Below are 18894 nucleotides of genomic sequence, written 5' to 3'. Positions count from 1 at the left end.
TAAGTATCTCTTAGCTCATAAGGCTCTTTAATTGATTGGTCAGTTTTTCAAAAGCCTTTTGGTCATGTTTATCCAATGCTTCATCGATTTTTTTCAATAGTTTCTCTTTATGGAAGCTTTGAAGGCTTTCTTTTAGAAACTCTTCAGCAATCTGCTTATCTTTATCACTGATGCGGACAGGGTTTGGAAGGAAGGGGTTTTCTTCCAATACAGCGACATATTGATGAGATGACTTTGCAGATCTGAAATTCAACTGGATGAAAATTTCTTCATCCCTGTTAAGCCTTATGTCATGAAACGACTTTTCCGCGTCAGTTGTCATGATGTTTTCTTTATAAAAACGAAATGGCACCTCTTCGACACAATGAGTGGACATGATCAATCCCCTAGGACAATATTGGGCATCTTGTACAAAATGGACCTTTTCCATCAGCTGATCGTGGCTCATCAAATAGTTTAAAATCCAAACACATTCTCTTCTTTTTAATTGATAATGATTTAAAAACCAACGAATAAAGTCTTTTTTCTCGTTGACAGATACAGGGGTTGCCATTTTATTCCCTCCTCTGCAAACTAACTAGGGATATTGGGTAGAAAACTCATTCCTCTAGCCGTTCTAATAATAAGATGTATTCTTCATTAGCCGGATCTTGCTGCATCAATTCTTTGAAGATAAAAATCGCTTCATCTCTGAGACCTTCCTCAATGAGGAAATAGCCAAACTCTTCAAGGAAATCGCTGTTCGTTTTAAAGTCATTATATGCAAGCCTATAGTAGTTTAATGCATCGGAATATTGTTCCAGATGAGCGTGTGCGGAGGCTGCATCCCAGTTAAATTGAGGGTCTGTTTCACCATCCTTGTCCATCATATCAATAATTTCAAGGACATCCTCGAACCTTTCCTGCTTCAATAATAATTTATTCAGGACAAGTGCAGCCTCAATGTAATCAGGGTCTAGCGCCAAGGATTGCCGAAGGTGATTTTCAGCCATCTTTTCATCATTGAGTTTTAATGCGATCTTGCCGCCAAATAAATACAATTCCTTATTATATTCATCGAGCCTGATCCCTTCCTGGACAGCCGCTAATGCTTCATCCAGCTGTTCCTCCTGCTCATAGCACCTGGCCAAGAATAAATACAATGAGTGGTACTCAGGATCCGTTTCTTTCAGCTCTGTAAACTTTTCGATTGCTTTCTTGTAAAATCCTGCTTGATATGCTGTAAAAGCGAAACCGAATAATGTATTCGGCTCGACTTGTTCCTCCATTGCTTTTTCATAATGGGTCAATGCGTCTTCAAACGCACCTCCTGCACTCAGGACTTCTGCCAACCGCTGGTGAATATTCACGCCTGCGATAACTTCTTCATTGGCGGCAATCAACTTTTCATAATAGCCGGCAGCATCAGAAAACTTGCCTTGCTCACTATATAATTCGCCGAGTGCGAACTGGATGATGACCTCCTCAGGCAAGAGGGCCTTGGCATTCCGAAGCTTTTGTTCACTGACTTCGTACAGCCCTTGCATCTGATACAGGTCGGCGGATAATAGGAGTGCCCTCGGGTAGGAGGGATCTGTGGCTGGGAGTCGATCCAACATGGCTAAAGCTTCTTCCTCCCGATCCATCTCGACTAAGCACTCAGCAATGAGAACGATAAGTTCACCCTCATCAGGGAACCTTTCAGCTAGATGCTCAAATATCCCTTTGGCTTCTTCAACAAAACCGAGCTGGTAAAGCTCTTCCCCCAAATAGAATTTCTCTTCATCTGTCCCTTCTTCCAAAGTCATTGCAAGCAGCTTTTTTGCTTCAGGCAAATTGCCTTTCTCAAGTTCCTGCAGCATTTCCTGTGCCAGTAGCATATTAAAAATCCTTTCTAATACTCCAAATTAAGTTGTATAGATATAAATATTATTGCGTTTGGGGTTGATTCCCGCGGAAGAATGCTCGCTTTCCGCTCCAATCAACACCCTATGATGATTTTTTTCATAAAGCCTATTAAAAACAACAATCTTTGAGAATACAGTCTTTTTTATTACTTAAAAACAAAAATATTTTAGAAGAACTGCCTCACTTTTGAAATAAGCGTTTTCAATTCAAACGGTCCTCAATTCACTTTTGATATTTGGCTATATAAAATAACCTGGCTTTGCGATGAATATTTCCCTTCCCATTCCTGAACAGAATATAGGCTGATCATTCACATATATTACTTCCCCATTATAGACTGTTACATAAGGTTTAAGAATATCATAAGAAATATGTTCCGGTCTATCAAATGATGTGATTTTTGGGAATAGGTTATAACTTACTTCTCCCCCTATGTTCAAAATTCCTCTTTTCGGATAGATACCAAATTTTTTCAAATTTTTCAATTGAACAGGGACTTTTTCTTTAATTTCTTCCGAAATATGCGTTATTTTCTCTTTTTCCATCGAATTTTGCCACAGTTTAAGAAGTTTTTTGCTTTTTTTAGGATCTTCGCTTGGACTAATTTTAGGCACTAAGACAGGGTTGTATGGAAACATGGCCGCCTTTATCCAGCCCCATGGCTTTTCCAATATGACCTCCTCTGTGTCCAACTCGACAAAAATGATAGGCAGCTTAAATCGTTCACATTGACGGATGACCTCAGGAGTTAGATTCCTTAAATTAATGGAAAGTCCAATAACATAATCAATCGGACTGCTCAAAAGGGAGGTTCTTTTTTTCTTAAGACTGGACGGAATATCTTCCTTATATTGGATGGAACAAGATGTAATGATGGTTGTACACCCGTTTGAGATGAAATGCTCACAGAAGTAGGATTTAAATGAAAGGAAATCGCTTCCGAATCCCTCAGAGTGATCAACCATGATATACGTGGGAGTTAGTGCGAAGTCATCCGCATTCATCCTCATGCAATGATATCGTTTGAAACTATCATTTATTGCTGAGATTCGGCGGTCCTTGACATAGATGGATTTTATTTTTATTTTATCACCATCGTATATATTTGCTTTATCAATAATATATGCCATGTTCTACACCTGCTTTCTCTTCTTAAGACAAGCTATGAAAGCAGGCAGAAAAACATGACATACATATTTAGGCTATAAATAAAACAGCCTGGCATACCGTACCGGCACGTTTAATTCGATAATTGTTCCAAGTGGTTGAAGAAATTTGGGTAAGACACATTAATCGCTTCTTTTCTTAAAATTTCGACATCCCCCTCAGATATGACTGAAGCAACCGCCAGCATCATTCCGATGCGATGGTCCCCATGACTGTCGACGGTTCCACCGGATAGCTTTGAATTCCCTTCAATGATCATGCCATCTTCAGTCGCGGTAATATTCGCCCCGAGCTTTTGGAGCTCATGGACAACGGTATCGATCCGATTCGTTTCCTTGACCTTCAATTCTTCTGCATTCCTTATCACTGTCCGACCGGATGCTTGGGTGGCCAACAATGCAATGATGGGAATTTCGTCTATTAATTTAGGGATAAGCTCCCCTCCGATTTCAATTCCTTGAAGTGTAGACGTTTCAACAATGATCGTGCCAGTAGGTTCAGCCTCACCTGTTTCATCTTTTTGAACGGTGATCGAAGCGCCCATTTTTTCAAACACCTCGATAATCCCGCTTCTTGTAGGGTTAAGGCCGACATTCGGCATTTCTACCCGGCTGTTTTTCGCAATCGCTGCCGCTACCATGAAGAAGGCTGCTGATGAAATATCACCAGGAACTTTAATTTCGCAGCCTGAAAGGGATTGTCCCCCCTTCACAATAATCTCATCTCCGACCTTTTCAATGGATCCCCCGAATTGCCTGATCATTCTCTCGGTGTGGTCACGCGTTATTTGGGGTTCTTTGACGATGGAAGTACCTTTAGCCTGTATCGCTGCCAGAAGGATTGCAGATTTAACTTGGGCACTGGCAACGGGCAAAGTATATTGGATTCCATTTAGATTTGTTCCTCTGATTGCTAATGGGGTGTATTGGCCGTTTTCCCGGCCATCGATTTGCGCTCCCATTGATTTTAATGGGATTGCTACCCTGCTCATCGGCCTCTTGGCAATGGAATCATCCCCGATCAATACAGAATGGATCGGCAGGCCTGCAAGTATTCCCATAATTAGGCGTGTTGTCGTGCCGGAGTTCCCGACGTTTAATATCTCTGCAGGTTCTTTTAATCCTTCAAACCCTTTTCCATCTATATTGATTTCAGCATCTGATACTTCGATATCGACTCCCAATTTTCGAAAGCATTCAACCGTACTTAGACAATCTTCTCCAAATAAAAAGTTCTTGATTTTCGTCTTCCCATTTGAGATCGCACCAAACATGACTGCACGATGGGAGATTGATTTATCTCCCGGTATTTGGATTTGTCCATTTAGGGACTTTTCGCTCGTTGTTTCTATTGCCATGTATTATTCACCTCTAATCAAGGAATGAACAGATCGTAGTCAGTATGGGATTGAAGACATGTTTGTGCCCTCTCCCTATCTTCCTCTGTTTGAAAACTTATCACTAAAACACCATATATATCTTCTCTTGTTTCCAGTATGCGGATATTGGTAATGCTGATTCTATCTTCAGCCAAGTATCCGGTGACCTCAGAAATCACACCTGGATAATCGGGCACATCAACATACAAGTCATGAAATGCCGGTATTGCACCTCTTGTCCTGACGGGAAGTTCATCCCGGAACTGTTTGGCAGATTGAAAAAATTCAAAGACTTCTTCTTCATTTTGTTTTCTTAACAAGTCAATGAGATGTTCCATCTCCAATTTCCAGCCTTCCAATAGATCAATCAGATTCCGATCATTATGTAATGTGATATCCCTCCACATTTCAGGGCTGGAAGAAGCAATCCTTGTAATGTCCCGGAATCCTCCTGCCGCCAGTCTTGAAAGCAATGGCAATTCACCTTGGAATTTCTCTGCCTCCCTGACCAATGAAGAGGCAATCAAATGGGGAAAGTGGCTGATGATCCCCGTCATTTTATCGTGCTCTGATGGAGTCGTTTCAACGAATTGAGCTTTTGTACCAATCAGCCAATCCTTCAATATTTCTGCTTTTTCTTTATTTCCACCGGGCGTCAATAAATAGAACGCATTTTCAAACAGAATATCCTTTGCGGCTGCAACACCGCTTTTATGGGAACCTGCCATCGGATGCCCGCCTACGAATGAGTTGATATTTAACTGCTCCGCCAAGATCATGATTTTTTCTTTCGTACTTCCGGTATCCGTAATAATGACATTTTCCTTCAGGGGAAGCCCGGTTAAGAGCCGCAATAATTTCTCTGTTTGTTGAACAGGCGTGGATAGGATAATTAAATCTGCATCAGAAGCCGATTCCGTCAGGTCATTTGCACTTTCATCTATTATCCCGAGGACTTTTGCCAATTGGATATGTTCAGGATTCGTATCAATCCCAACAATTTTCGCTTCTGGATGTGCCTTTTTTAAACAAATGCCCAGGGAGCCCCCGATCAAGCCCAGTCCGACAATGATGACATTACCTCTCAATTACTCCCCAACCTTTCATAGAAATGAATGAGCGTTTAAGCATTCCATAATTTTTTCATTGATTCAATCACACCATTATTTTGCTCTGCCGATCCTACCGTGACCCTCACACATGTCGGGTAACCAAGTGCTTGGCCTGAGCGGACGATATAGCCTTCTGAAAGAAGGAATTGAAATACCTCATCTCCGTCCCGGTTAAAATCGATTAAGATAAAATTCCCTTGGGATGGAAAATAAGTAAGATTGTGCTCCCTGCAGAATTGATAAAATTGCTCCAAGCCTTTTCTGTTTTCCTCTTTACATGCGTGGACAAAGTCTTGATCTTGAATGGCCGCTGCTGCTGCAGCCTGACCCAAAACGTTCGTATTAAACGGTTCCCTTACCGGTTCCAGCGTTTGAACTAAATTTTCCTGTCCAAAACCATATCCAACCCTGAAGCTTGCAAGGCCATATATTTTAGAGAATGTCCGAAGCACCAGTAAATTTTCATGTTTTTTCACCAGTTCAAGTGAATCATAATAATCATCTGCCACGACATACTCATAGTATGCTTCATCCAGTACAACCAAAATATCATCCGGCACTTTGTTCAAAAAACCTACTAATCCTTGTTCATTGATATACTTCCCAGATGGATTATTCGGGCTGCATAACCAAACCACCGCAGTTGCTTCATCAATTTGAGCGAGCATAGAAGATAAATCGTGCGCTCCGTCAACAAGCGGCACTTCCCTGATTTCTGCCCCTTCTATGATTGCATTATGGCGATATTGCGGAAAAGAAGGCGCGGGCATAATAGTATTTACGCCAGGCTTCAACAACGCCCTTGATATGATTTGGATAATCTCATCGGAACCATTCCCGAATATTAATTGACGTTCCGACACATTTAAAAACTCTGCTGTTGCTTCCCTTAATTTAGCGGCATAGCCATCAGGATAGAGCGACCTTAAAGGCTGATATGACTGCAGCATTTGATTAACAACCGGTGAACAGCCAAAAGGATTCTCATTGGAAGCAAGCTTCGTGATTTTCTCTAAATTGAACATCTTCTTCACTTCATCAATGGATTTCCCTGGCTGGTATGCTTTTAAATTTAATATCTGTTCTTTCCATTTCATATTATCCATCCCCACCATTTTCTTAATTTTTCTCTTTAAGTAAATCTGGGCGTAATGACATTGCTTTCCTTAAGTATACATGTTGTACTTCTTTTTGGCTGACATTTGTGTTTACGTGCATCATAATTCGAATGCACCTTTCCAGTCCACCCGCTACTTCCAGTTCTTGAACGCACATTACAGGGACATATTTCCACTCTTCTGAATCCCTTGCGGCTTTTGCAGGAAATGCGGTCGTTAAATCACGTGTCGCAGAAATAAAGATAGAGGCTACCTGATCTGCTTCCAATTTATTTGCTGAAATCATATGCTGAATCAATTCCTTGGCAGCTAGTAAAATCTCTTGTTCACTATCCTTCTCCACGGTAGTCGCTCCCCGGATCCCTCTTAACAAAGCAACCTCTCCTTTCTGTTATTGGACTTTTATCTAAAGCATTGCTGATGCTATGATGACATTTGTTGATTAATTGGAAAGAGAAAAAAGTTCATGATAAACCTTTTGCAAATACGTTTTATCCAACTTCACCAATTCAGGTTCACCGATTTCCTTCAATAAAACGAAGACAGGATTATTTTGTACAGCTTTCTTATCACGAACCATCCATTGCCATAACTGCTCAAATGAAACTTGGGTTGGTTCAATTTGATATCCCAGCACCCGTATCCAAGAGATGAAATCCACCAATGAAAATGGAATATCATATGTTTCTATGCTTATTTTTAATGCAAAAACCATCCCTATCATCACTGCTTCCCCATGAGTGATGGTTCCATATCCAGCTTCCGCTTCAATCGCGTGGCCCAATGTATGGCCGAAATTCAAAAACGCTCGGACACCGGCCTCTTTCTCATCTTTTTCAACTATGTCTGCTTTTACTTGAATTCCTTTTTTCAAGATATAAATAAGCACGTCTTGATTTCTTATTAGATCATTGATTTCAGTTATATTCTCTTTTAGATATTCATAAAAAGAAATATCCGATATAAGTGCATGTTTGATTGCTTCCGCAAACCCAGACCGCAGTTCCTTGGCAGGCAGCGTCTGAAGGAATTGGATATCGTATAATACAAATTCCGGCTGATGAAAGGCACCGACCATATTCTTCCCGAGCGGATGATTGATTGCGACCTTGCCGCCGACAGCACTATCATGTGCCAGGATCGTGGTTGGCACTTGAACAAATCTGATCCCCCTCATGAAAGAGGCCGCTACAAAACCTGCCAGATCGCCAACTGCACCACCGCCAAAAGCGATAATCACAGATTTTCGGTCAAGTCCTTCTTGGATTGCAAAAGACAGACAATCTTCATAAACCTTAAAAGTCTTACAGCTCTCACCTGCCGGTACAATGTGCACAGCTGCTTGACCATTTTCCTTCAAGTAAGATTGCAGGACTTCCAGGTGAAGGCTGGCTACCGTTTCATCGGTAATGATCAATAGTTTCGAATAAGCCCCGACATTGTCTTTCAACAATTCACTGATTGATTGAATACTATCTTCACCGATAAAAACTGGGTACTTCTTTGATTCTGTCAATATTTGCAGCTTTTCCATCCTAGTACTCCTCAGTGTATTGGCGATGCTCATCAATGGTTTTGACCAATGCATCAAATCGATCACTGTTGAATTGTTCGATAATTGCTGCTGCCAATTCCCATGCTACAACCGCTTCAGCAACTACTGCAGCAGCAGGTACTGCACAGCTGTCAGACCTTTCGATACTTGCAGAGAAAGGCTCTTTCGTTTCAATATCCACACTTTGAAGTGGTTTATACAGTGTAGGAATCGGCTTCATGACACCCTTTACGACGATTGGCATGCCGGTGGACATTCCGCCTTCAAAACCACCAAGGCGATTCGTTTTGCGATAATAGCCATCCTTTTCATTCCATGCAATCTCATCATGTACTTCGCTACCTGGCTTATGGGCCATTTCAAACCCAAGACCGAACTCGACTCCTTTAAAAGCATTGATGCTCATGACCGCCCTGGCAACCTTCGCATCCAGCTTTCGATCATAATGAACATAGCTTCCGACCCCAGCTGGCATACCTTCTACGATTACCTCAACGATGCCTCCGATTGAATCGCCATTTTTTTTCGCAGTATCAATCGCCTCCATCATTTTTTGTGCTGCACCGTCATCCAAGCATCTAACCGGGGATTCCTCAGTTCTCTCTTGAAGTTCCTGAATGGAGGTATAAGAACAATCCTCTGCTTTAACACCGCCAATTTCCCTAACATGTGAAGCAACCTCGATCCCCAACAGCTTCAAGAGCTTCTTCGCTACAGCACCAGCCGCCACCCTTACGGTCGTTTCTCGTGCAGAAGAACGTTCGAGCACATTCCTTAAATCGCGATGTCCATATTTCATGCCGCCTACCAGATCAGCATGACCAGGACGAGGCCGCTGTATTTTCCGCTTTACTTCTTCTGCTTCATCGTCACTCAATGGCTCGATGCCCATGATCTTCGTCCAATGTGTCCAATCTTTATTTTCAACCGTCAATGCAAGAGGTGAACCAAGCGTATGGCCATGCCTTACCCCTCCGACGATATTCGCACGATCCTTCTCAATTTGCATTCTTCTGCCTCTGCCATATCCTTTTTGCCTTCTTGCCAATTCTTGGTTGATATCTTCGGCTAGCAGCGGCATCCCTGCCGGCATCCCTTCAATAATTGTTGTCAATTGTGGTCCATGTGACTCACCTGCTGTTATATATCTCAAAACTCTTTCCCCCTTCAACTCGCTAAAGGATTATATTTTTCCACTATAACATAACTTTATTGTTTCTACATAGTATAGATTTAAAAAAATTTTTTCAAATAAAGGCTATTATCCAAAAGAAGTCCCCTGCAATCCCCGGAACAGACGCTTGTCCATTTTACATACGGGTATCGGGGGACTTTCATCATACTACAATGTTTTTTACTATCTTCCTTGAAATCAACAATTTGCTGCCATCCAAAACGAAGGTGGCTCACTGCCATCGATATCATTCATGGCAGCCGCTTATAAAAAAAGGTATCCTCAGTTTCGAAGTTGAATACAGCCGGATTAAAAATCTGCTCTGTACTGCCAACAAATAATGCTCCTCCGGATTTCAAGGATGCGCTGAATTTTTGGTAGATAGAATTTTTGGCTTCTTCAGTAAAATAAATCAAGACGTTACGGCAAACGATGATGTCAACATTTTGCTCGTATGGATCTGCTAGCAAATTATGTTTTTTAAAATTCACCGTTTTTTTTATTTCATCAGATACCCTAAACATATGCCCATCTTTCGTAAAATACTTTGCTTTCATCTCATTGGGCACTTCATTGAGGGACCTTTCGATATATAGCCCCGCCTTTGCTCTGTTAAGCGCATTTTCATCAATATCAGTTGCAATGATTTTAATTTTGGAGAGAGGCATGAATTTTGAAAGGATCATGGCAATTGTATAGGGCTCTTCCCCCGTCGAACATGCTGCACTCCAGATTTTCAGAGAGCTTTTTTCAGAAAGGAGCCGTGGCAATATTTTCGTTTCAAGAACATGCCACCTTGCTGCATTTCGATAAAATTCAGAAACGTTGATGGTCATTCGATCGAGGAACTCATGAAACAAATCAGCATTCGACTGCATTTCTTGATAAAAATGCTTGAATGACTCAAATCCTTTTTTCTCATATAAAGAAGTGAGTCTCCTCTTCATCTGACCTTCCTTATATAAGGCTAAATCGATTCCCGTTCTGCGTTTGATATTTTGTACAAAGTCTAGGTAATCCTCAGGCATTCCTTTTCCCCCAACGATATGTAATATGTATATTATTCTAATTATACCTAATTCAGGATTGATTGTGGGGGCAATTTTTTTAAAACAATTATAGTTGATCTGATTAAGGACGGATTCAAAAAATGGTCAAAAAACGCTATCTTTGTAAAGTTTGTTGCTATTCATCAAAGGTGGTGTAAGGTTGATTTCCGTTGCAGGATGCTCGCTTTCCGAGGGGCATCACACGAAGTCAGGTCGTTCGATGCTGGCACACGGCGTGCCGAACTTAATCTAACATCCGCCCTATATCACCTCGCTTCGCTGCGGGGTCTCACCGCGCCAGCTGTTCCCTCGGGGGTCTCGCACCTTCCGCTCATATGATGAGTTATTTTAAAGAAAAAACTGTTAAAAACAACAACCTTTGAGAAAAGACCAAAAAAAGAGAGGCCGACTCCAAAAGATCGGTCATTAACCATCTTTTAAATCAGCCTCTTTGATTATTAGTAAATCCACTCGTTGATCAATTTTTTGTATTCTACAAGTTCTTCATTCTTGAAGAAAAGTCCGATTTCTCTTTCGGCGCTTTCAGGAGAATCAGAACCGTGAATAATATTCTTACCTACTGTTAAAGCGAAGTCACCGCGGATTGTTCCAGGTGCAGCGTCTTTAGGATTTGTTGAACCCATCATTTGACGTGCAGTTGCAATTACATTTTCACCTTGCCATACCATTGCAAATACAGGGCCAGATGTAATAAAATCAACCAACTCCCCAAAGAATGGACGCTCTTTGTGTTCGCCATAATGCTGTTCAGCCAATTCCTTGGAAATGCTCATTAATTTTGCTCCTGCTAAATGAAACCCTTTTTTCTCGAAACGAGCGACGATATCACCGATCAGTGCTCGTTGAACGCCATCAGGCTTGACCATCAAAAATGTTTTTTCCATTTTCATTCCACTCCTAGTATGTATATGTGCTGGCTGTTTGGACAACCCACGAAAATCTTAACATTGATTGATGGTTTTGGCAACGTTTCCATTTTAAATTTTCTAATATTTCCGCTTGCCTATGTAGTTTGCAATATCCCTGAATGTTTTTTTTGTGCGTCCGTTCGGTAATCCTTCCAGAATGTGAAGTGCTTTGTCCAAATAGCGCTGACTTAGTGCGTGAGATTTCTCGATGGCATCCGTAGATTTAATAAATTCAATGATATGCAGCATCTCTTCTTTGGATGTCTCCTCATTGACCAGAGTGATACGGGTTCTCGCCTCTTCATTCTTCATGGCATATAATACAGGCAAAGTGACATTCCCTTGCAATAAATCACTGCCAGCAGGCTTTCCTAACTCTTTCTCCGTGGAAGTGAAATCCAGAATATCATCTGTTATTTGAAAGGACATTCCGACATAATATCCAAAAAGGAACAACTTTTTGTGGATCTGTTCATCAACACCGGAAGCAATCGCACCAAGCTGACAGCTTACTGCTATCAACAATGCGGTTTTCCGCTTGATTCTCCGGAGGTAATCTCTTAAATTTTGATCATATCTGTATTTGTCTTTGATTTGCTCAATTTCCCCAATGCAAACCTCAACAATTGTATTTGCCAGGATCTTGTGGGCTTCGACATGTTCAATCTTCGTCATATATTCCAATGATTTGGCGAATATATAATCACCCGTATACATGGCAATCCGATTATCCCATTTTGCTTTTATGGTAGGCTTTCCCCTTCTGAGTTCGGCATCGTCAATGACATCATCATGAACAAGGGAAGCCATATGGATCAACTCCAATGCGACAGCGACATTCTTGGTGATATGGATGTCGTATTCACCGAACTTCGCTGCAAGCAAAACAAAAACAGGGCGAATACGTTTTCCGCCCGCTTGAAGTAAATGCAGCGAAGCCTCACTCAACAGCGGGGAATGGGATTCGATGGCTGCTTCCAATTCTTTTTCGATTAAATCTATATCCGCTTTCAAAAACGAATACATCATGTTAAGTTTCATACCATTTCCACCTAGCTTATGAATTCGTGTCTTTTTGCCCCATATGCATAGCAGCTACGCCGCCGCTATATGGTTTGAAACGTACCTGTTTGAATCCCGCGTCCTCAAACATATCCGCTAATTCTTGCATGCCAGGAAAATCCCTTGCCGATTCCTGAAGCCAGGAATATTCGTTGTAGCTTTTGGCAAACAGCTTGCCAAAAACCGGCATGATATAACGAAAATACAAATAATATAATTGCTTGTAGCCAAACATGGTCGGCTGCGAGGTTTCCAGACAAACAGCAATACCGCCCGGCTTTAATACTCTGTTCATTTCCTTCAGCACCGTCAGGTAATCAGGGACGTTTCTCAACCCAAACCCGATGGTGACGTAGTCAAATGTATTGTCTTCAAACGGCAGTTCCATTGCATTGCCATGAACAAGTTCTATCTGCGGATAATCTTTCACTTTTTCCTTGCCGATTTTGAGCATATTTTCACTGAAATCCAGCCCGACCACTTTTCCGCTCTTACCGGCCTTATCAGCCAAAGCGATCGTCCAGTCGGCAGTTCCACAACAAACATCCAATGCACTGGCCCCTTGATTCACACCCATTTGCCTCATTGTATCTTTTCGCCATCGTTTATGCTGTTGAAAACTGATGACGGAATTCATTTTATCGTAATTATCGTAAATTTTTTCAAAAACATGGTGAACACGTTGCTCTTTGGATTGCATTGCTTAACCTTCCTCTGCAAATAAATTAGTGATCGCTGGCCGTCTTTTCGTTATTTGCTGTATTCGTTCAATGATATATTCATTTGGTGCGGGAATCGAAAGAAGCATTTGTTCAAGAATATCTTTCGTATGGTCGATATACTTTTCGCATATTCTCAAAAGCAGCCTCTGTTGTTCATCCGACAACCCATGCTTCATATCAAGCTTCGGAAAAGAAAACTTCTTTAATCCATCAAACAATATGGACGTACCCCATTTAAGAAAATGCTCCCTCTCTGCAAGCAGACGCTTTAAGAATAAGAATTGTTCACCAATTTTAAGTATGAGATTCTCTCTTTCGCTAAAGTATTCACAGAACTTTTCTAAAATAGCAGTTTCCACTTTTTTCAGACTGTTCATGAATGCTTCAATGGAGTGGCATTCTTTATCGTAGATTGCAATTTTATGTTCATTTACGAGTTTAATCCCTTGTGCCAATGTACGGACAAGAGTCACATTTTCTCCATCCGCCAAAAGCTTATAATATAGCCCGCTGAAATAATCTCCAGCAAGCACAGTCAGCTGCCGTTTCTTGAAGTGGGATTCCTTTTGGTTATTTATTCTTTCATGGGTATCCAGGGCTATTTGTATCAGCATCGCCGTAGTAACATATTTTTCTATTTCTGAAGCTTTTAATTCTAGATGCTGGATGCTCGAAAGAAAAAACAAAATACGGTCTTCATCAATCACAGGATTTTCAATGAATTGCTGAAGATATGTATGTGATAACCTATTTTGCAGATTTTCTTTCAAAATCGCTACTTGCTGCATGCTCTGTTGCAAATTCATAACCCTTTTTCCCCATTTCTGTACAGAAAAATATCCATTCATATGTATAAGCCATTGCTAATTATATCATAAATTCGATAAGGCTAGCGAATGGCATGAGAGAAATGCACATTCGCCATGGTGTATCAATCATTTATGCTCACTTTCGATTTCACCCATGCTCGTCATGATTTTCGCTTTCCCTCTTATTTTAATGGCGGAGGTGTGTTCTGTAAACTGAGCAATCATCACTTCCCCTTTATCGAGCTTTTCGGAGTGATGAAATCTTGTGTCTGTGCCCCTTGTCAATCCGATGACATTGACCCCGTCGTCCATTGCTTTTATGACGACATAATCGCTTTGATTGGATGTCGCTTTCAATTTACTCACCTCTATAAAAGAATAATAGCTGACTCTTGAACAACGGACTCTTTCTTCATCCTACAACATGCTGTTGAAAATAGGATCGCGGCCAGTCACTAGGAGTCAGCTTCCGTTACATTCAATTTTATTGCTTGATCAGCGAAAGGACTTCAGACCTTGCCTGTCGATCTTCAGCAAATGACCCTCGTACGGCTGTCGTAATGGTCTTTGAACCAGGTTTCTTGACGCCCCTCATGGTCATGCACATATGTTCTGCCTCGACAACCACCATGGCACCATGCGGCTCAAGCTTTTCCATAATCGCCTCGACTACAGTTGCTGTAATCCTTTCTTGAAGCTGTGGCCGTTTTGCCACTGCTTCCACTGCCCGTGCCAGCTTACTCAGCCCGGTAACCTTTCCGTTCTTCGGTATATATGCTACATGGGCTTTCCCATAAAACGGGACTAAATGATGCTCACACATGGAATAGAATGGAATGTCCTTGACTAAAACCAGTTCTTCATGATCTTCCCCAAAAATGGTATCAAAATATTCCTTCGGATCTTGGTTTAATCCGCTGAATACCTCTTCATACATTTTAGCCACTCTTTTAGGGGTATCTTCCAACCCTTCTCTTTGTGGATCCTCGCCAATAGCATCTAATATTAAACGCACAGCCTCTTCGATCTGCGCACGATTGACCTCTGCCATAACCTTTCCTCCTAAAGAATTCTGCTAATTCAATATGATAATAACATTGTTTATCTTAGCACAACCCATTATTCACGGCAAAGTCGAGTGTTCTGAAAAAAAGAATAAATTCTCCATACCTGGACATCATAACAAATGACTTTATGAAAAAGAGGGCCGCCTTTGCAGGCAGCCCTCTTTTCTACGCTTAAGAAATATGTAATTACTTAACAGCTTCTTTAAGCGCTTTACCTGGTTTGAATGCAGGTACTTTGCTTGCTGCGATTTCGATTTCTTCACCAGTTTGCGGGTTGCGTCCTTTACGTGCAGCGCGTTCGCGAACTTCGAAGTTACCGAATCCGATCAGTTGTACTTTATCACCTTTTGCTAAAGCATCTTGAATAGATTCGAAAACAGCATCAACTGCTTTAGTAGCATCTTTTTTAGATAATTCAGTTGCTTCTGCAACAGCATTGATCAATTCTGTCTTATTCATGCCTTTCACCTCCTCCCAAATGGTCTTTCATCAATTGTGTTTCCTTATTAATTACATTTGTAAACATTTTTGACGGATTCTATACATAAAAATGTTTAAAAACCGCATGAATCGTGGATGTATAAGGCATCAACAACAATTCTGTTAAAAGATTATCATAATAAATTTGGCTTAGCAAGAATAATTCCACAATTAATGGGAATCTTTTCTTATTTGAAACATAAATGTAATAAGTCAACCGAAAAAATGGATAAAAAATGACCGCGGCGACTGAAAAACCGCCTAAAGGATAGCTTTGAAAAATCGGCCGGTTGATTTCCACTCCAGGTTGCTTCGCTTTCCGCAGGGCTGCGGCGAGCCTCCTCGCGCTAAAGCGCCTGCAGGGACACACATGTCACGCTTATCCCGCAGGACATTGAATTCACTTCCCTGAAATAACACCGCACAAAAAAATACGCATGTGTTTTCGAGGAGTCTAGCACCTCCTGTTCCAATCAACCAACTAGGGCTTCAAACCTAACTTTTAAAATTATAAAACGTCCAAATCCACTAACTTTTCAAGGGATTTGGACGTTCTTTTTTATAATAGAGATATTCTATTCGAGATGTCTTGTTCCAATGATGCCCATACAACAATCGATCAAGTTAAGTCCTAATATATTGGTCTCTATGACCTTATCGTGCCAAAGGATAATTTATTACGCAAGGTGAATGATCTTGTCGAATTTACCTTTGTTATCGACAAGCTCAAGGATAAGTATTGTCTTGATAATGGCCGGAACGCAATTGACCCCATTCGCATGTTCAAATACTTAAAGAGACGTTCGCAGATGACCTGGAACAGCTCGTAAAACAACCTGAACAAAACCATGTGTAAAAAGTAGTTCGGGTCCCGCCCTCGGAGTAAATCATCCTTGCTACTTAGAGTAATAAAAAAAGACTGTATCAAGCCCGCTTCTACGAGATTGATACAGTCTTAGACCAAACGCCTTTTGGACGTTTGGTCTGTTTATTTTTACAATATGATAGCAATCAAACCACCTGAGCCTTCGTTGATGATTCGCTCCAGTGTCTCTTTTAGTTTGTAGCGCGCATTTTCAGGCATAAGTGACAGCTTAGCCTGAATCCCTTCCCTTACAAGAGAACTGAGGCTGCGCCCGAAAATATCCGAATTCCAAATGGAAAGTGGGTCATCTTCAAAATCCTGCATTAAGTAGCGAACAAGTTCCTCGCTTTGTTTTTCCGTCCCAATGATTGGGGCGAACTCTGATTCCACATCGACCTTAATCATATGAATCGAAGGAGCTACAGCCTTCAAGCGTACGCCAAATCTATGGCCTTGCCGAATGATTTCCGGTTCATCCAGGCTCATATCCGCCAAGGATGGTGCTGCAATGCCATATCCTGTTTGTTTCACCATTTTCAATGCATCAGACACCTGGTCATATTCTGCTTTTGCATGAGCGAAATCCTGCATCAGTTCCAATAAATGGTCTTTCCCCCGAATTTCAACTCCGACAATTTCCTTCAGCACTTCGTCATACAGCTCGTCAGGAGCATATAGGTCGATCTCTGCAACACCCTGGCCCATATCAATCCCTGCAAGCCCTGCTCTCTCAATGAACTCGAAATCACTGAAATATTGAACAACACGATCCACATCACGCAACCGCTTAATATCCTTGACTGTTTCCTTTACCGCTTCTTGGTAATTCTCCCTTAACCAATGATTTTCACGCAGCACCATAACCCAACTTGGCAGATTTACGTTTACTTCAAGAACCGGGAATTCAAAGAGTGCTTCACGTAGGACATTTATGACATCCCCCTCTCTCATGCTTTCGACCGACATGGCCACGACTGGGATATCATATTTTTCAGACAGTTTCACGCGCAAGGAATCTGTTTCGGGATGGTGCGGCCTCGCACTGTTGATGACCATGATAAAAGGTTTCCCAACCTCTTTTAGTTCTTCGATCACTCGTTCTTCCGCTTCCACATAATCATAGCGGGGAATTTCGCCGATTGTTCCATCTGTCGTAATGACTACACCAATCGTTGAATGTTCTTGAATCACTTTCCTTGTACCAATTTCAGCTGCCTCATGAAATGGAATCGGCTCTTCGTACCAAGGAGTGTGAATCATTCTCGGACCGTTTTCATCCTCATATCCTTTTGCACCAGGTACCGTATATCCCACACAATCCACCAGCCGGATATTCACTTCAAGCCCTTCATCGACATGAACTGATATGGCTTGATTTGGAACGAACTTTGGTTCTGTCGTCATGATGGTTTTGCCTGCCGCACTTTGTGGCAGCTCATCTTGAGCACGGGCACGCTCCCCTTCATTGGAGATGTTGGGCAAAACGACCAATTCCATGAATTTTTTGATGAATGTCGACTTTCCTGTTCTTACTGCACCTACTACACCTAAATAAATATCACCGCCTGTTCGTTCGGCAATATCTTTAAAAATATCTACCTTTTCCAAGAGATTCCCTCCCATTCAATGAGTTCCGGGATATTTCATCCGTAAAATATTTTTAGACAGTATATGTTTATGATGTTGTCCTATTGTGATATGACAAAAATAATAAATTTTTCCCCCTTATTCTATTAAAAATCAAAAAAGAAACCCTTCTCCAACAATATATTTTGCTGGAGAAGGGTTATGCCTATTTTGTCATAAAGATAGGTTCATTTTTTTCGTCTACCGTATAGGGCAATGAGTACGCCGGAACAAAGTCCGAGTTTTTCGTCAAAATGGACCTGATATCATCGCCGGATTTAAAGGAAAGATTCTTTTCTTTTTTCAGTGCGTCAAAAAGGTCGCTGCGATAATCGACAAATATGTCTCCGCTTCCATTTATGACAAATGGCAGATTATTTTGTGTGTACGGTGAAGTGACAAACTGTTCTTCTTTATAGCCGATTTGTTTGTAGTCAAGGGAATACACATTATTGGCAACCTCAGCTTTGAAGGGAGGATAATCCAAAGCATGGATTCTGATATTCAATTCCCTGATCTTATCTGCAATTCTTAAATCAAAGATTTTCACGGTCGGATCTTTTTCTACATTTATCAATACATATTGAAATATCCCGCCGCTTTCAAAGGAATTCCCAGGTGGTTCCGCCATATATGTTGGTGTTATACGATGGAAATCAATCGGATATTTTTGATAAATGGGGGTTGATGCGTCCCTGGTTTTAATTGGCAATATCCCTCCATTTGCTTCTCTGAATTGATTGACTGCTGTTTGGACAGATTGGATCTGTTCTTTATAAGGAACTTGATTTTTTGACAGATTTTCATCAGGATACATGCAGCCGCTCAATGTTAAAACCAGTGCAAATAGAAGGGAAAGTTTCAACCATGATTTCAACGCTAGCCTCACCCTTT

19 protein-coding genes and 1 pseudogene are annotated in these 18894 nt (G+C 41.3%); 1 reads left to right on the top strand and 19 read right to left on the bottom strand.

The window, feature by feature from the left end; translation table 11 throughout:
• Positions 1–10: 10 nt before the first annotated feature.
• The 17 genes from D9X91_RS11440 to D9X91_RS11360 form a co-directional block, all read right to left on the bottom strand.
• Positions 11–553 carry a ReoY family proteolytic degradation factor gene (locus tag D9X91_RS11440; RefSeq protein ID WP_121680764.1) on the bottom strand — a complete coding sequence of 181 codons (543 nt, stop codon included), beginning with the start codon at positions 551–553 and terminating at the stop codon, positions 11–13.
• A 46-nt stretch (positions 554–599) separates the two neighbouring features.
• Entirely contained in the window at positions 600–1859 is a 1260-nt protein-coding gene (locus tag D9X91_RS11435; protein ID WP_121680763.1) for a tetratricopeptide repeat protein, read from the bottom strand.
• 267 nt (positions 1860–2126) lie between these two features.
• On the bottom strand, positions 2127–2558 hold the full coding sequence (locus D9X91_RS22355; protein WP_148709071.1) for a hypothetical protein: 432 nt from the start codon (positions 2556–2558) through the stop codon (positions 2127–2129).
• A gap of 569 nt (positions 2559–3127) precedes the next feature.
• Positions 3128–4411 carry a 3-phosphoshikimate 1-carboxyvinyltransferase gene (gene aroA / locus D9X91_RS11425; RefSeq protein WP_121680761.1) on the bottom strand — a complete coding sequence of 428 codons (1284 nt, stop codon included), beginning with the start codon at positions 4409–4411 and terminating at the stop codon, positions 3128–3130.
• Positions 4412–4428: 17 nt separating this feature from the next.
• The gene (locus D9X91_RS11420) at positions 4429–5520 is read right to left on the bottom strand and encodes a prephenate dehydrogenase (protein WP_121680760.1); all 1092 of its coding nucleotides are present in this window, start codon (positions 5518–5520) and stop codon (positions 4429–4431) included.
• Between the two features lie 35 nt (positions 5521–5555).
• Positions 5556–6641: a histidinol-phosphate transaminase gene (gene hisC / locus D9X91_RS11415; RefSeq protein ID WP_121680759.1), complete on the bottom strand. Its 1086-nt coding sequence runs from the start codon at positions 6639–6641 to the stop codon at positions 5556–5558.
• Positions 6642–6663: 22 nt separating this feature from the next.
• The gene (gene aroH, locus D9X91_RS11410; protein WP_121680758.1) at positions 6664–7035 is read right to left on the bottom strand and encodes a chorismate mutase; all 372 of its coding nucleotides are present in this window, start codon (positions 7033–7035) and stop codon (positions 6664–6666) included.
• A 69-nt stretch (positions 7036–7104) separates the two neighbouring features.
• Positions 7105–8196, bottom strand: coding sequence for a 3-dehydroquinate synthase (gene aroB, locus D9X91_RS11405; RefSeq protein WP_121680757.1), 1092 nt, complete (start codon positions 8194–8196; stop codon positions 7105–7107).
• Between the two features lies 1 nt (position 8197).
• Complete coding sequence (gene aroC, locus D9X91_RS11400) at positions 8198–9370, bottom strand: chorismate synthase (protein WP_121680756.1); 1173 nt, start codon at positions 9368–9370, stop codon at positions 8198–8200.
• A 272-nt stretch (positions 9371–9642) separates the two neighbouring features.
• The gene (locus D9X91_RS11395; protein WP_121680755.1) at positions 9643–10419 is read right to left on the bottom strand and encodes a CheR family methyltransferase; all 777 of its coding nucleotides are present in this window, start codon (positions 10417–10419) and stop codon (positions 9643–9645) included.
• Positions 10420–10898: 479 nt separating this feature from the next.
• The gene (ndk, locus tag D9X91_RS11390) at positions 10899–11345 is read right to left on the bottom strand and encodes a nucleoside-diphosphate kinase (RefSeq protein ID WP_121680754.1); all 447 of its coding nucleotides are present in this window, start codon (positions 11343–11345) and stop codon (positions 10899–10901) included.
• A gap of 102 nt (positions 11346–11447) precedes the next feature.
• Positions 11448–12410, bottom strand: coding sequence for a heptaprenyl diphosphate synthase component II (hepT, locus tag D9X91_RS11385; protein WP_121680753.1), 963 nt, complete (start codon positions 12408–12410; stop codon positions 11448–11450).
• 16 nt (positions 12411–12426) lie between these two features.
• Entirely contained in the window at positions 12427–13131 is a 705-nt protein-coding gene (locus D9X91_RS11380; RefSeq protein ID WP_121680752.1) for a demethylmenaquinone methyltransferase, read from the bottom strand.
• A gap of 3 nt (positions 13132–13134) precedes the next feature.
• Positions 13135–13959 (bottom strand): heptaprenyl diphosphate synthase component 1, encoded by an 825-nt coding sequence (locus D9X91_RS11375; protein WP_158598297.1) that lies wholly within the window; start codon positions 13957–13959, stop codon positions 13135–13137.
• Positions 13960–14088: 129 nt separating this feature from the next.
• Positions 14089–14319 (bottom strand): trp RNA-binding attenuation protein MtrB, encoded by a 231-nt coding sequence (gene mtrB / locus D9X91_RS11370; RefSeq protein WP_267900813.1) that lies wholly within the window; start codon positions 14317–14319, stop codon positions 14089–14091.
• A gap of 127 nt (positions 14320–14446) precedes the next feature.
• Positions 14447–15013, bottom strand: coding sequence for a GTP cyclohydrolase I FolE (gene folE / locus D9X91_RS11365; RefSeq protein WP_121680749.1), 567 nt, complete (start codon positions 15011–15013; stop codon positions 14447–14449).
• Positions 15014–15215: 202 nt separating this feature from the next.
• Positions 15216–15488: an HU family DNA-binding protein gene (locus D9X91_RS11360; RefSeq protein ID WP_121680748.1), complete on the bottom strand. Its 273-nt coding sequence runs from the start codon at positions 15486–15488 to the stop codon at positions 15216–15218.
• A 618-nt stretch (positions 15489–16106) separates the two neighbouring features.
• Here D9X91_RS11360 and D9X91_RS11350 point away from each other — a divergent pair.
• Positions 16107–16303: pseudogene (locus tag D9X91_RS11350) on the top strand (IS5/IS1182 family transposase); the annotation flags it as partial.
• Between the two features lie 200 nt (positions 16304–16503).
• On the opposite strand, the gene spoIVA reads toward D9X91_RS11350, so the two are convergent.
• Positions 16504–17982 carry a stage IV sporulation protein A gene (gene spoIVA / locus D9X91_RS11345; RefSeq protein ID WP_121680746.1) on the bottom strand — a complete coding sequence of 493 codons (1479 nt, stop codon included), beginning with the start codon at positions 17980–17982 and terminating at the stop codon, positions 16504–16506.
• Positions 17983–18166: 184 nt separating this feature from the next.
• Entirely contained in the window at positions 18167–18817 is a 651-nt protein-coding gene (locus D9X91_RS11340; RefSeq protein ID WP_121680894.1) for a hypothetical protein, read from the bottom strand.
• Positions 18818–18894 lie beyond the last annotated feature (77 nt).

Source organism: Falsibacillus albus (assembly GCF_003668575.1).
GTDB lineage: Bacteria > Bacillota > Bacilli > Bacillales > DSM-25281 > Falsibacillus > Falsibacillus albus.
The sequence above is the reverse complement of the archived record's forward strand: the minus strand, read 5'-3'. Positions and strand labels throughout refer to the sequence as shown.

Bases quoted from the DNA above. Each gene is read 5' to 3' on its own strand.
- hisC (WP_121680759.1), bottom strand. From the start codon at position 6,641: ATGAAATGGAAAGAACAGATATTAAATTTAAAAGCATACCAGCCAGGG.
- D9X91_RS11375 (WP_158598297.1), bottom strand. From the start codon at position 13,959: ATGAATTTGCAACAGAGCATGCAGCAAGTAGCGATTTTGAAAGAAAAT.
- aroB (WP_121680757.1), bottom strand. From the start codon at position 8,196: ATGGAAAAGCTGCAAATATTGACAGAATCAAAGAAGTACCCAGTTTTT.
- D9X91_RS11440 (WP_121680764.1), bottom strand. From the start codon at position 553: ATGGCAACCCCTGTATCTGTCAACGAGAAAAAAGACTTTATTCGTTGG.
- folE (WP_121680749.1), bottom strand. From the start codon at position 15,013: ATGGCAGAGGTCAATCGTGCGCAGATCGAAGAGGCTGTGCGTTTAATA.
- D9X91_RS11435 (WP_121680763.1), bottom strand. From the start codon at position 1,859: ATGCTACTGGCACAGGAAATGCTGCAGGAACTTGAGAAAGGCAATTTG.
- ndk (WP_121680754.1), bottom strand. From the start codon at position 11,345: ATGGAAAAAACATTTTTGATGGTCAAGCCTGATGGCGTTCAACGAGCA.
- aroA (WP_121680761.1), bottom strand. From the start codon at position 4,411: ATGGCAATAGAAACAACGAGCGAAAAGTCCCTAAATGGACAAATCCAA.
- D9X91_RS11340 (WP_121680894.1), bottom strand. From the start codon at position 18,817: ATGTATCCTGATGAAAATCTGTCAAAAAATCAAGTTCCTTATAAAGAA.
- D9X91_RS11360 (WP_121680748.1), bottom strand. From the start codon at position 15,488: ATGAATAAGACAGAATTGATCAATGCTGTTGCAGAAGCAACTGAATTA.
- hepT (WP_121680753.1), bottom strand. From the start codon at position 12,410: ATGAAACTTAACATGATGTATTCGTTTTTGAAAGCGGATATAGATTTA.
- D9X91_RS11395 (WP_121680755.1), bottom strand. From the start codon at position 10,419: ATGCCTGAGGATTACCTAGACTTTGTACAAAATATCAAACGCAGAACG.
- D9X91_RS11380 (WP_121680752.1), bottom strand. From the start codon at position 13,131: ATGCAATCCAAAGAGCAACGTGTTCACCATGTTTTTGAAAAAATTTAC.